This is a genomic window from Gimesia aquarii (assembly GCF_007748195.1).
Lineage (GTDB): Bacteria > Planctomycetota > Planctomycetia > Planctomycetales > Planctomycetaceae > Gimesia > Gimesia aquarii.
In genome coordinates this window covers 6,439,635-6,453,628 of sequence record NZ_CP037920.1, presented here as the reverse complement: position 1 = coordinate 6,453,628, position 13,994 = coordinate 6,439,635, and the positions used below count along the sequence as shown (strand labels likewise).

Genomic DNA, 13,994 nt, shown 5'->3' with positions numbered 1-13,994 from the left:
AGGCTCAAATGGTTCTGAATCACGCCAATCTCCGAATTCGGACTAGGCTTAACTTGCTGAATGGTCTATCTTTCGGTCTGATAATCATAGCACATTGGTACCATTCTGAAATCACAGAATTGATCAAAACCAACATTTCAGAATTCGGGAGTAATCAAGAACGTGAATCCAGTCATCGCCCACCTGAATTGGGATATCAACCGAGTTCTGTTTGAACTGGGCCCGCTCAAGATTCGTTATTACGGTCTCTTTTTCACAGCCGGTTTCATCTGTGGCTACCTTCTGCTACGCTGGATGTTTAAAACGGAAAACCGGAATGTCGATGATGTCGATTCTCTACTCATTTATATGGTAATTGGAACGATTGTCGGTGCGCGACTGGGGCACTGTTTGTTTTATCATCCGGCCTATTTTTTTGAGAACCCGATTCGTTTTCTTGAGATCTGGAATGGGGGACTGGCCAGTCATGGTGCTGCTGTCGGAATTACGCTTTCGGCCTGGCTCTATTCACGCAAGCATCCGGACCAACCTTTATTGTGGTTATTGGATCGTTTAGCGATCCCCGTTGCACTTGCGGGTTTCTTTATTCGAATCGGCAACTTTTTCAATTCGGAGATTCTGGGACGTGTTTCCGATGTGCCCTGGGCGGTGGTGTTTGTGAATGGTCTGGGGCTTGAGACGCGGGAGGCACGGTTGTCGCCACGACATCCCGTCATGCTCTATGAATCTTTTTGCTATGGCTGCATTTTTCTGATTCTGTATCTGCTTTACCGTAAGTATCGCTCCGAGACCCCGCGTGGTTTGCTCATCGGTCTCTTTTTCATCATGGTCTTTTCCGCGCGATTCATTCTGGAATTCTTCAAAATGCGACAAGCGGAATTTGCTCAAAACCTGCCGTTGAGTGTAGGGCAAATGCTCAGCATTCCGCTTGTGATCGTGGGGATTTTACTCTTATTTTATCGAAAGCCTGCCACGCCAGCTGACAGTGAATCTAAAGCAAAAAAGCCCTGATCGGCATGCAGAGGATGAAGGCAAGCATTTCACACCAACTGTACGATTCATCGAACAGCTGCAAAAATAATTGGTTCAATTAACGTCACAGAGAATAAGAAGTTAACAACCTTATTATGCAGCACCTCCATCACTGAATAACCAATCAGCGAAATTCAAAGACGTTGATCGCACCACTTCGTCCGAGACATACCAAACGATTGGCTGACCATCACGAATTTCGTTATAGTTCAGTACGAAGTAAAAATGACCATCACCCAGGATGATAAACACACGATTGAGATCACCAAGTTGTTTTTTCCAGATGGATTCAAGCCCATCCTCGTCGTGATCGTCTATCAAACTCGAAAGCGTTGTGATGTCAGAGTTTTTCCCAAGTTGAATTGACCAGAATGAGAAAAGGTGACGTTCCGAAAATCCACCATTCTGTTGTTGATAAAGTTTGATCATTTCCGGCGGCAACTTGATGCCATACCGTATTTCAAATTCGTCAAGCTGTGCATCGGTCACTGGTGGTGGTGCGTCAGGGGCTTGTGAGCCGTCAGAAAACGTCCAAAGTCGTGTGATATCATTTGTCGCCATCACGTTCATCCCTTTACGGCACAATCGCTGGAAATTCAGGCGAACAGGGCTTCTAACTCTTTGATTGCATCCCAGTCGTAATCCATATATGCATAATCCGTGTCGCAGATAGCGAACTGCGAACCGTTTTTACAGACGCATCCGAGACCATGTTCGATATCAACTTCGGAATCGCCAGTAAAGATAAAATATAACGCTTCAGAATCACGTAACTTCGGGACAACCACACCGCCAATCTCAAGCTCGAAGTCTTCAGCCTCCATTTCTTCCAGATCTTCTTCTTCCATGTTCTCTTCAGCCCACGTTTTCACAAGCGTTGCGATGGTTTTAAGGTCAGCTCTTGTCAGGCTGCAAATCATGTCGACCGCAGCAATCTGTTTAGGTGTGGGTGGGTCCGCTTCTCCATCGGTTTTCACTTCAATCTCAAGTTCATCAAAGACGTCGTTGTTCAGCATCATTGTCCAGGATTCAAGGTCTGGAGTCCATTGAAGGTCATGCATGTTGAGAAATCCTGCTAGTCGAATGATTTGTAATTACAAAGAAAGCTTTTCTTATAGGATTTAAGACACGAAAAATCGTATCAAACTGATACCTTCTGTCAACAAGAAAAACGAACTATCACAATCGAGAATAACGGCAACAGTTTTCCTGGATGGTGACGTATTTTCTTGGACTCAATGCTAAAATAGAATCAAACTTGGTAAAGAATGGAATTCTTTGATCTTGTTTGTAAAAAATTAATCAATATTTCTCGGAAGAATAATGACGACAAACTTATTGATTGAGTCTGTCTATTAGCCAGATATAATTTTTAACAGGTTGTATGATCTGAAGTAAATGGCACTGTGATATTAGGTGGCAACAGGGGTAAGTGACTCATATGTTATCCATGAGACCGATTCGAAAACCGGTAAAAGCTTTGATCTGTCTGCTGAGCCTGGTATGGATGGTCGCTGAGAGTGGATGCTCTGCTGGTAATAACGGGAAGCAGGAAAGGGAGCTTACTGAAATTGAATCTAAACTCAATGACGTTTTGCAGAGGATGATTAGTCAGTGTGAAGATCCAAAGGACGAAGAAACACTAAAAGACGCGGAGCTATTCCAGAATCTTGAGGGGTTATCGATGGAAGTGGTTGGTTTTTCTGTACCTCTCAACTCTGGGTCGAATCGTGCTCATATTTCCTTTGCCCTTGATCATTTTCGACTCACTCCCGCAGACGTGTTAGCAGCACAGGGCTTAGAAGACTTCCAGATGGCAAAAGCAGAAGCGAGTCAATCAGACAGTTCCAAGTGATTAACCTGAGGATCGAGGAGGAATCGTCTTCTTCCGAGAATGAGTTAATACGTTCTTGAACTGATGCGCTATTAATCTCTGCTCAATTCTCATTGAAGGATGATTCATTTGTCGCTTTTGGTTTTAAGTTGCGATTTTTCTGATTGATATGTGAATGGCACTCGATGCAATTTCTCTCCAATCGGAGAGTCGCCTCTTTAGCAGCGTCCATGTTTTTTTGAATGGCCGAATCACTCAGTTCACTGATAGAGAGATCGAATTCGAGACTGAGTTTTTCGTATCTGGGATCCAATAGAAATTCATTAATGGTCTCACTATATTCTTGCATTCTGTTTGCAGCAGTTTCAACGCGGCCTAAGTCTCCATAAATCATTCCATCCAGGATGTCATGCATTGTTTTTGTTTTTCTACGCATGATTTGATTTCTCAGATTTACTCTGTTAGGGTTGCGTTCATGCTCCTCGGCAGCTTGCCATATGAGCTGAAACAATAAAACCATCGCAGCCCCAAACAGCGTGCAGCCTAGCATAACTAAGATCAGTCTGGAATGTCTTTGCAATTTCATCTTCATTCCTACTATAGTAGTTCAAACAATAATGATGATAGTTCAATTCAACAAAGATCATACTCAAAACAGCGGTCTATGTTCTTATTGAAGGCGATAAAGCAGGCAGGTCCCAAAGTGTTCGGCGCGATGGTTGTTTTGGGTATGGCAAACTTTGGAACAGGCTTCTGATTCATTGTAGAGGGGGTAGAGATTTGAGACCAGCAGGAGTCATGGATTAATCGGCATGGCGTTAAGGAAGGCAAATGGAACGGGCCAGTGTCCGCGTTCCGTTTTCCTCTTGTCTCGAGGCTCGATTATTCTGTCCCTGAACCTTTTTTTATTTGTCGCAAAAGTAATTCGTTGGACAGTTTCAATTCACTAATCCAGATATAAATGTGACTCACATTTCAGAAAGGCTCAGACTGTGGAAGCCGTGAATCTGTCGGGAGATCTCGATCTGTCAATGCTGGATCAGATTCCGTGGATCGAATTATCACACGCATACGGCGCAGCCATCGATGTGCCTGAGCAGATTCGTGCGCTGATGACTGCCGACAAAGACGAACGCGGCGGTCTGCTTTGGGGGTTTACCTCGAATCTCTTTCACCAGGGAAGCGTGTACTCGGCGACGGTCGCTGCAATTCCGCTCTTTCAGCAACTTTTGCGGTATCAGTCGGTTGCCGAAAAACCGTTGATCCTCGAACTCCTGGCAAACTTTGCACTTGGATATCCTGAAGATTTGGATTACGTCAAGCTCAATGAATTTGTAGGACATAGTAAGCGTGAATATTCACACGCCAATGATGAGTATGGGCGAGAATGCTATTTGGGTGTAGCCGCAGGTATGCCGTTGTACGAAGCCCTGCTGGACGATGATCATCCCCGCACTGTAATTTCAGCATGCTACCTAATGGCATTTTTTCCGGCTCACGCATTCGAGAGTTGTCCCAGACTATTGGCGATTTCCTCTGATGAAACACAATCCGATTTCGTTCGCAGCTCGGCACTGATTGCGTGCAGCTATTTGAATGGCGGTTCAGTTGCAGAACAGTATTTCGACCTCCTGTCAGATCTGCTCAAAAATGGCTCTGTCGAATTGGACACCCCGGTATCCTTACTTGTCGCTACTGCCGCGTATTGTGCTTTACGAAAGCATGAACGGCCGAAGGATGAATCTCAACGAGCCCTGGCAATGCAAGTGGCCGAACAAGCGTTGCAAAACGATATACTATTGCCGGATGATGGTGTGTATCCGAAGCCTGCCCAATTTGATGCCGATGATTTAGTAGGATACTCTCAACAGCTCTATAACCCGGACGAGGCATTTCCCTGGGGAGATTTGCTTTTACGTCTCGAAAAGGTCACAAGAAAAAAATCGGCAGCTTTGAAAGCACGCAGACAGCGTGAAATGTCACTTCGGAAACGAAAGTGGTTAGATCCATCAATTTACAAAGTCCAACCAAATGCCTTTGACCGTGATAATGTGTTGGCAGCCGTTCGCAGGCTGCACGCCTGGCTGGATGTCAAGCGTGATAAGCTACCACAGGACGTCCTTGATGAATTCGAGCCGTTCAAACCGTATCTCGATCTGGTCTGGGACGAAGTTCTGAAACTGCTCGACAGCGACGACCGATTTGTCAGCACAGCGGCACAGAGTTTGGTACAGCATGCGACGCCTTTGTCGGATACAATCATCAATTCCCTGATTGACCGCTTGTACGACGGTGACACACGTCTGGCCAACGTTCTCAAGGAATGTTCACTCTCAGAACAACAATGCGAGGGCATGTGCGACCGGTTAGTGTCGGGTCGCTTTGAGTCAGGCTTTGGCAAGAACCAGGAAACGTATCGTGAAATTGTCTGCAAACAAGGCACGGACGAACAACTCTGGAAATTGTTTAATCACATTCCGTCCGCCGATCGCACTTGGGCTCGTCTGGCACTGATCGAACGCGGCCTACTCGATGAACACGACCCACGTGTTTATGATATCCAAGCAACCGACTGTATGTCGAACAATCTCGGCCCCTCTATTGGAGCCCGTTACAATTTTGCAAAGTCAAACGATTACCAGGAGTGGTTCTTTTCTAATTACCAGGACCTTGAAAAAGAAAGACGCTGGGCTGTGATCGAAGCGATGGAGCAGTTCGGTGCTGATCTTACAAAACAGGAAGAAATACTGCGCACGACCATTGTTAGAGAAGAATTTCCGTTGCTGAAAGCCAAGCTGATTCGGCTCATGAACGGTTTCAATCCGGTAACGCGGGAGCATTTGCAGTACCTGTTTTCATTGCTGAGTGCGGATGCTTCAACAGTGGAACGGTCTGCCATTGTGACGACCTTAGGCAATTGGTTGAGTCGCGGACTCGATGACCGGATTATTCCGGAACTATTGAAGCTGACGTCGGACGAATCGGTTTCCGTCCGACGCATCGCTTTGAGTGTGATTGCCTTCGGAAACGGTCCGGACACGAGACACGGTGATGATAAGATCGCTGTCGAAATCGAAGGCGCCTCGGATGTGTTGAGAGACGCGCTCAGTGATGATGACGAACAGATCCGTCGTCTGGCCATTTATCATTTATTTCGTCGGAAGGTATTGAGTCCGGATGATCTGACCCTCGTCATATCGAAAGAAGAGTCCGACCGGGTATTAAGTGAAGCGATGCTTGCCGCAGCACTGCTTCCACAAGCAAACCGATTTGGCCTCGAAGAAAAAAGCCGCGATTTGGCCAAAAAATACACGCTGACATCAAGCGTATTGAGTTGGGTTAACCATCGATCTTGAAAGTTTCATTTTTCGACTCAACTCTGCTGCGAACAAGTTCATTTTTGTCCTGCATCATCTTCACCACGATTGTCGATAAAGTCTACTGTTCGAGTGCTTAAGTTGAAGTCGAACGTGAGGACTTCTTTTGGAAGCTCTATCTTCGAGATGTTGTCAGGTTGTTTTTTATTTTCAGCTTTGTCCTTTAATTTGATCGGAACTTTTTGGGCTGTCTGAGTATTTCGGTCGCTGCAAAACAATACATAACGGCCGTCAGGCGAAAATGTGAGGCTGGCGATTTTTTTATCGAGACCAAGACTGTCAGATTCCAATCGCTGCGGTGGATCAAACGATCCAGGCTGAACCGAGTAGAGTGCCATTCCCGCTTTCGTTTTTCCTACAAAGATGCAACGGCCCGTAGCCGGTGAAAAAATCGGAGAAGCAACCCCTACGTCGAGCCGATCGCCAATCCGCCAGAGAATTTGTTTGACTTTGGCCTGTTCAGGTTGAGAGACATCGATCAACGCGATGCCATGACCATTTTTCGTAGACAACAAAGCCACAATTGTCTGCCCGTCGCCTGCCCAATTCGGAGTTGAGAAAATCTTGTGATTGGCAATTTGAATAAAACTTTGTTTACCGGTTTCAACATCCAGCAACGTCACTCGCGCCGGGCTTGAGAAACTGGTAATTAGCAGTTGGCGGCCATCGGGCGACCATTTAGGAATCCCATAACCACCCAGTCTACGACGATTAGCACCGTCGCTGTCCATCAGCCATATGCCTGCTTTGGCTCCCGTTACTTTATTACTGTTCAGAAGGAACGCAATCTGTTTGCCATCGGGTGAGAAGACAGGGCAACTACCCGCGCCGAGATCCGAGGTCTCTGTGGATGACTTGGTGATGTCAATCTTAATTAACCGAGTTTTGAGCCAGTCTTTGCCAGGTGTTGCATCAAACAAAATCTGCCGGCCTTGAGCGGACCAGCAGGGCGAGCCGATATAGGTTAAGTTTCCGTGCGGTTCGTCAGCCACCAACGTCACTTTTCCTGTAGCGACCTCGATCGCAAACAAGGAAAGCTGTTCCTGTTGGACCGTTGGTGTTGCTGGGTGCTTGCTGAGCAACTTGATCGTGCGTTGGACAGAATGCGTTACTTTGCGTTCATTTGACTCTTTCTTCTCAGTTGCGATGGGGTCTGTACTACCTTGAGCCAAGCCGATGCTGCTGCCGGCAATGACAATCGAGAGCACAAATACTGAAACAACAATGGCGGCAGCGTAGTTCGGTTGCATGCGAATCATGGTGATTCTCCTCTCATCAAGAAGATCGGTAATGCGGTCTTCCAGCTTCCAATCAGTATTGAAAATGCCCACCGAGGTAGACAATAAACGGGGCCGAGGCAACATTTGTCCCAGGCGAAACAGAGTTTTTGAATATTCAACAGGATCGACAGTGGACAGTACATAATTGTCGCAGATCTCTTCTCGCGCACGGGCTAATTGGCGGTTGAGTATCCTTACGAGTGGGTTCAGCCAGTACAACGCGGCGACCAGTTCCTGAAGTAAAACTACGAATTGATCTCTGCGCAGTAAATGTGCCATTTCGTGAAGTAAAATGTTTCGCAATTCATTTTCGCTTAGAATGGCAACGATTTTTGTGGGCAGAATAATTTGTGGTCGAATGATTCCTGTCATCATTGGCCCCGCGACATCGGGAGAGCAAACGAGGGGGGGCATCGACTTAATATTCAGGACTCGACGCACCTGTGCCACAATCTTGCTCTGGTCTTCCAGCATTAAGGGATGTGCACGGCGGATGATATGTTGTATCTTCCCGATACTTCGAATGATTCCCAATAAGGTAAGACACAAACCCATTAACCAGATCAAAATAAATACGTTGGCTACAAAATGGGTCAGACTATGGTGAGTCCAGGCCTGATTGTCGTTATCAAGGACAAGGGGATCAGCTGTGGTTGTCATGCTGGGGGGCTTAATGAAACTGGATTCGATGTTTCCTTCGTTGTTGACTTCATTCATACCAACGACTTTTTGAGCGGATGGGGCTGCAGTGACTTTGGGTAGTTCAACTGGTTGCCTGTTTGTATTGGGCTGCAGACTCGTTGCTGAATTCGATGCGAATGGGACTGAGATTACTCCGATCCCTTGATTTGCGAATATGACGGTCAATACAGGGATCATGATCAAACCCAGGAGTGCAGATATCAGTACGCAATGCTGAACCGAGGCCCTTTGTCGCAAGAAACGAGCAGCGAGTAATGCCAGAGTCACCAACACCGTACTCTGCACAAGCACATTGATCAGGAGAACCAATGCATCAACGCCAGCAATTTCATTCCACAGGTCAGTCATGACTGTGCCTTTCGTTTTCCTGTTTTTTTGTCCTGTGACTGATCCAATATTTCGCGAATACGCTGTACTTCTTCGCTGGTCAAACCGCGATAATCCATTAAGGCTGTCATCAATCGTTCGGGGTGTCCGCCGCAGGCTTTATCAACCATCTCGACCACACGCGCACCCAAACTGACTTCTCGCGGTACGAGAGCAGAATAAAAATAGGTACGGCCGATGACCCGATGCGTCAACCAGCCTTTGTCCTCCATGCGTTCTACCATTGTCCGCACAGTATTCCGCGCTACATCACGCACTTCACTTAATATTTGACGGATCTCAAAGACTGACACCTCGCCTTTGTCCCACACGATCTCCATGATTTCTCGCTGTCCCTTCGAGAGTGGAACGGGACTCGACTTGTGATCTAATTCTGACATGCGCTTTCCTTTAAACTAACAATGTAGTCATTGTGGCTACATTTGTAGTCATTGTCAATAATTACTTTTAAATTTTCACAAATTATGGAATTCCCCTGATCTCTTGGGACATGATTCACAAAACAACGATGCAGGAGTTTTTACTGGTAGACTCAACCACTAAGTCTTGTCTTTTACCGTGACTGCAACGAATTAAAAGATTTTTGTGATGCGAAGCAGATGTGGCTTGCCTGTGATTGCGACCTGCCATCTACGCAACAAATCGAATGGTAATTGATCAGAGAAGAATGTCTTTGCGTATGTATTAGTAGTCGATATTGTGTGGTCATCTAACGCTTGGCCGAGGAGGCAGGCTTCTGATTCTTCAGATGTCTGGTGAAGAAGTCATCAGACACATCAAGCATCTTATCAAACCAGATTTGTTTACCAAGGAACGGATGAGGAGCGTCTTTAATGATAGTGAGATCGGAACGGATACCTAACTGATCCATTTGTTGTCGAAATGTGTCTGCATGTGTGCTGGGGTCGTCTCGTTCGCCCGAAATGAACAAGCAGGGCGGGTCGCCTTGATCGAGGTGGTGCAGAGGTGAGGCGAGACGATAAGTCTCTAGTTTATCCTCTTGTGCTCCGTTGAGAAACTGCCTCCAAATCTTGCCACGATCTTTTGCCTTCGAAATTTCCCGCGTTCGTTGGGACTGCAGATCCGTTTGGGCACCCATCGGCACGGCTGCCTGAATTGTACTGCTGAAGTTCGGATTTCCTCCTTCCCCCTCAAGCTCATCTACCCCAGCCGACGTTGCAAGCAACGCCGTTAAATGGCCACCAGCGGAAAGCCCGATCGCACCGATGTTCGCGGTGTCGATGCCATATTCTTTTGCATTCGCCCGCAGAAAACGGACTGCCGCCTTGCAGTCGTGAATTGCGGCCGGAAAAGGTGCTTCACCACTTAAACGATACGAAATCGTGGCGGCAACATATCCGCGTGCGGCGATCGCTTGCGCAACCTTTTCGTGATTGACTCGATTACCTTTAGCCCAACCTCCACCGTGAATACACACAACTGCGGGTAACTTCCCCCAGGCTTTTTTGGGCCGATACACATCCATTTCCAATGTGCGATTACCATAGCGTGCATAAGTTACACCCCGTTTCACATTCAGGCTGTTGAGCGTTGCCTGTGAAATTCTGGTTCGGCTATCGGCGTGAGTTTGCGGTGGCGCCTCTCCTGCCGGACGAGCGTCAAGCCGCATTTCCTCCTGGAATAGAACTGCCATACCGCGTAGTTTGCGAGTGATCTCACGATTGCGGACCAGCCTGGATTCTCCCGGGTCTTTTTCCAGATCATACAGCTCAAGACTCGGATTCAAATAGAGTTTCCATTGATGCCAGCGCACAGCGGACAGCGTGCCCTGACTACCATGATAAAAAAACGCGTTGTTATATTCGTTGCGGCGGATCAAGGATGCCCATTCGAGGGGTGGATTCCAACGACGCCGAAGCGGGACCGACGCGTTAAGTGATTTTTTCATTCCCGGAGGGGGAACGATCCTGGTCTTACCTTTCAACAACGGGCTGATATCGCGTCCATCTATGACACGATCTTTGGGGATGGTAATTCCCGCAAATGTTGCAAGCGTTGGATACCAGTCCATCGCGCGGACGACTTCGGAAGATTCTGCATTCGATTGTAACCCCAGTCCGGGTCCCCAGGCGATTGCCGGCACGCGAATACCACCTTCATAAGTCGAAAGCTTACGTCCGCGAATTTTTTGTTCGGGTGTGCGTCCCGGCCCGCGGCCGTTGTCAGAGGCGTAAATCACGATCGTGTTGTCATCGATGCCTGACTGTTTCAGCGAGTCAAAAATTCGGCCGACATTGTGGTCGAGTTCCTGAATGGCATCGCCATATACTCCCCAGTTTGAGCTGCCCTTGAATTTTTTGCTCACTCCGAGTGGATTGTGGAGCATTGTATGTGGGAGATAGAGAAAGAACGGAGTCTTTTTGTTCTGTTCGATAAAGCGAATCGCTTCATCGGTATAGAGCTTTGTCAGTTCTGTCGGATCGGCCGGACGTTTGACAACCTTGCCGTTGCGTATCAGAGGTACCCCTCCTTTGTCCTTGAAATAGACGATCTCAACCGGGTCCAGATTGTGAAGTAGTCCGAAGTAGTGGTCAAACCCCTGATTACGTGGCAGGAACGATTCATGAAAACCGAGGTGCCACTTACCAATGCAGGCGGTAGCGTAGCCGTTACCCTTAAACAGTTCAGCAAGCGTTAATTCGTTGGGGTGGATACCGGAGCGTGAATCTGCCCGATGCACCCAGATTTCGTTACCAACCCGACGTGAGTAACAGCCGGTCAACAATCCTGCGCGAGACGGACTGCAAATGGGAGCCGCCGCATAGTAGTCTGTAAAGCGCGTTCCCTCCTTTGCCATTGCATCGATCCGTGGTGTCTTCACCTCAGTCGCTCCATAGCAACCCAGATCGTAGTAGCCTTGATCATCAATCAAGAGAAAGACGATATTGGGGGGACGGTCGGAAAAGGCCTTCAATGAAGCGGGATAACTAGAAAGAAGCACTCCTGCCAACAAAGTCCAGCCTATCTTGCTTAATCGACCTTGATACATCTATCTTCCTTCTTGATTCGTTAATGCTTATGTTCTGATGCACCAATCCGCTTCAACTCTTCATAAACCATTGAAACGGATTAATTTCTTCCTGAGCCTGCCTGCTGTTCGATGTGTCGCTGTATAAGCAGGATCCTTTTTATGCAATTCAGTCTATCTCTAACACCAGGAGGCGACAACTGTTGAGTTTTTGTCCTGGATTGACCCGAAGATAAGAGAGTGAAATGGAAGAAGTTTCAGGAACTGACTTCGATTTGTTGCAAATGATGTCTTGTGATTTGAGGGTTGGTAAAAGTCTGGCAGTTAGATCCCTCCGCCTCAAACGTCTAGTTTAACAGGCATTCAGTACTTGTCTGGGTGCTGGAATGTGTTTATATGTTTATGCTTTGGGGTCGTATTGCCTTAAATCGTAGATCATTGTAAAGTTCTCGGGCAAAATTATCAGATTGATTCAACAATCTGACTGAATTCATGCGTCTAAAATTCGGTTGTTTTTTTGCAACACGAATGATCGGTTCCCGCGTATAATAGGGTGCAGGCTAAACCAGCTCGCTGCCAGATGGTAGCAATTTAACTGAATTGAGGCGACTCGTGGCACTCACTGACATTGATAAGAATTTGCTCAAACGCTGTCTGGCGGAAGAGCCGGGTGCATGGAAGGATTTTGTAGACCGGTTCATTGGTCTGTTTACGCATGTGATTCATCACACCGCCCACGCCCGCAGTGTTCGGGTTACTGACAGCGACGTAGATGACCTCCTTTCTGAAGTCTTTCTAGTTCTGTTGGCAAACGACTATCGGGTGCTGAGCAACTTTCGCGGGAACAGTTCACTGGCGACCTACCTGACCGTGGTTTCTCGTCGTGTGGTTGTGAAAAAAATGGTGGAACGTCGCATGGCTGAAGCCTTGGGGCATGTTGCCACACAATCGAAGTTAGAGAGCATTCCTGATGAACAATCTCGTCAGCAACAATTGCAGGAAGATCAGGAAGAAATTCAGAACATGATCAAGCAACTACCTGCTGCAGATGCGCAGATCGTGGAGCAATACCATTTGCAGGGAAAGTCCTACCGCCAGATCAGCACGGATCTGGACATTCCTGAAAATTCGATTGGACCTACGCTCTCGCGCGCACGGAGCCAGATGCGAGACACCAAACCAAAGACACGTACGCTCTAAAAAAGCAGACGATTCTGGTTCAGTGTGTTTTCTATCAGGTTTCATTGTCTAGGTGATAATCTAATACGTATTCCAGGATTTGGAATTTTACTAAAAAGGTCTTCTGCCGGGCGGCGGCCCTGGTGGCCTTCCCCCTGGACCAGGTCCACGCTTTTGAAAGCTGGGATCTGGCGTTCCCCGGTAATGACGGGGAATGAATGGAAAATCTTCCGTTAAATAATAATGGTAAATCCCCTCAGGGTATTCGGGAGTCACTCCTACGCGACCATTACATTCGTCCAAATCTCCTGAGTCGGCGACAAAGACATAATCTGCGACAAATGTTCCATCGTATTGACCGCGGGGACCGTTAGGTCTTCTTCCCTGTTTGATCTGATAGCTTGATTTCATTTTCTTGATTTTGCTCTCGGGATCATTCGCGTCGGTATACCCATATTGGGAATAAATTGGGAACCCATCTGCTGCGTATCCAATAGCAACAACCTGTCCCGGCTTGCCTAATTTTGAAATCAGAGCATGAGGTAAACCATGATAGTGGTAGCTACCCGTGGGTTGAACATGTGCATTACTCTGATCGAGTCCCAGATTGATTTTTCCGGACAATGCTTCATAATTCCAACCAGATCGCCGATTTCGATTCCAATACTCGGCAGTGCCCGGGTCGAACAGAACACCATTGAGAGCAACTCCAAATGCGGAATGCCCGGCAGGAGTCATATTTCGTGCCACTTGTGGCTTGGCAGGAATTCTCAATTCCTGACGTTGTGGACGTATCGTATTCGGATTGTTGCGATTCGGAAAACGCCCCGTTTCGTGATCAGGTATCCCATTGGAATAGATATAGCGGTAATTTCCTTTAGTGACGATCTTCACCTGATTTGTAGCTCGATTCCCTCCAAAATCAGGGAGAAAACCGGGAGGCGGAAATCCAAACAGTGGCACTGAGTTAAGCAAACCGATGGCGGACCAGAATACGAGCAATCGGATCATTTAGCTGTCCTCTTCATGGGAATCATACATGCTGTGAAAATCATAAGTTCTTTATCTTATGAAATAACGGGCCAATGAGACTAAAATCCACTGCCTTTTTAGGGTTTTCTTATGATAAGCTTTTGGGCGGTCCAGGTGTCGACTTCGGGAATGTACTATTATACTGACTCGAGACGGGCGTTCTGTTGACAGTTACCATTCGA

Annotated in this window: 11 protein-coding genes; 4 read left to right on the top strand and 7 right to left on the bottom strand. The window is 47.2% G+C overall.

The genetic code is table 11. The annotated features are described in order from the left end of the window. Nucleotides 1-162: 162 nt before the first annotated feature. Nucleotides 163-1,011, top strand: coding sequence for a prolipoprotein diacylglyceryl transferase (gene lgt, locus V144x_RS24680; protein ID WP_144989259.1), 849 nt, complete (start codon nt 163-165; stop codon nt 1,009-1,011). 114 nt (nt 1,012-1,125) lie between these two features. On the opposite strand, the gene V144x_RS24675 is transcribed toward lgt, so the two are convergent. Continuing rightward, nucleotides 1,126-1,593 (bottom strand): SMI1/KNR4 family protein, encoded by a 468-nt coding sequence (locus V144x_RS24675; RefSeq protein WP_197998625.1) that lies wholly within the window; start codon nt 1,591-1,593, stop codon nt 1,126-1,128. A 35-nt stretch (nt 1,594-1,628) separates the two neighbouring features. Further along, nucleotides 1,629-2,093, bottom strand: coding sequence for a hypothetical protein (locus tag V144x_RS24670; protein WP_144989255.1), 465 nt, complete (start codon nt 2,091-2,093; stop codon nt 1,629-1,631). Nucleotides 2,094-2,473: 380 nt separating this feature from the next. Between V144x_RS24670 and V144x_RS24665 the strand changes: the two genes are divergently transcribed. After that, nucleotides 2,474-2,887, top strand: a complete 414-nt coding sequence (locus V144x_RS24665) for a hypothetical protein (protein ID WP_232102634.1) — start codon at nt 2,474-2,476, stop codon at nt 2,885-2,887. An 82-nt stretch (nt 2,888-2,969) separates the two neighbouring features. On the opposite strand, the gene V144x_RS24660 is transcribed toward V144x_RS24665, so the two are convergent. Beyond that, entirely contained in the window at nt 2,970-3,302 is a 333-nt protein-coding gene (locus tag V144x_RS24660) for a hypothetical protein (RefSeq protein ID WP_144989251.1), read from the bottom strand. Between the two features lie 556 nt (nt 3,303-3,858). Between V144x_RS24660 and V144x_RS24655 the strand changes: the two genes are divergently transcribed. Further along, entirely contained in the window at nt 3,859-6,222 is a 2,364-nt protein-coding gene (locus V144x_RS24655) for a HEAT repeat domain-containing protein (RefSeq protein WP_144989249.1), read from the top strand. 38 nt (nt 6,223-6,260) lie between these two features. Here V144x_RS24655 and V144x_RS24650 read toward each other — a convergent pair whose 3' ends face one another. From V144x_RS24650 to V144x_RS24640, 3 genes are all read right to left on the bottom strand, one after another. Then, nucleotides 6,261-8,573, bottom strand: coding sequence for a M56 family metallopeptidase (locus V144x_RS24650; RefSeq protein WP_144989247.1), 2,313 nt, complete (start codon nt 8,571-8,573; stop codon nt 6,261-6,263). Next, nucleotides 8,570-8,992 (bottom strand): BlaI/MecI/CopY family transcriptional regulator, encoded by a 423-nt coding sequence (locus V144x_RS24645; RefSeq protein ID WP_144989245.1) that lies wholly within the window; start codon nt 8,990-8,992, stop codon nt 8,570-8,572. Before V144x_RS24645 ends, V144x_RS24650 begins: the two co-directional genes overlap by 4 nt. Before the next feature lie 329 nt (nt 8,993-9,321). Then, a complete protein-coding gene (locus V144x_RS24640; RefSeq protein ID WP_144989243.1) occupies nt 9,322-11,622 on the bottom strand; it encodes a sulfatase-like hydrolase/transferase in 2,301 nt (766 codons plus the stop codon). Nucleotides 11,623-12,213: 591 nt separating this feature from the next. On the opposite strand from V144x_RS24640, the gene V144x_RS24635 reads away from it, so the two are divergent. Beyond that, nucleotides 12,214-12,801, top strand: a complete 588-nt coding sequence (locus tag V144x_RS24635; RefSeq protein ID WP_232102633.1) for an RNA polymerase sigma factor — start codon at nt 12,214-12,216, stop codon at nt 12,799-12,801. 90 nt (nt 12,802-12,891) lie between these two features. Here V144x_RS24635 and V144x_RS24630 read toward each other — a convergent pair whose 3' ends face one another. Further along, nucleotides 12,892-13,791, bottom strand: a complete 900-nt coding sequence (locus tag V144x_RS24630; RefSeq protein WP_144989241.1) for a YHYH protein — start codon at nt 13,789-13,791, stop codon at nt 12,892-12,894. Nucleotides 13,792-13,994: the final 203 nt, after the last annotated feature.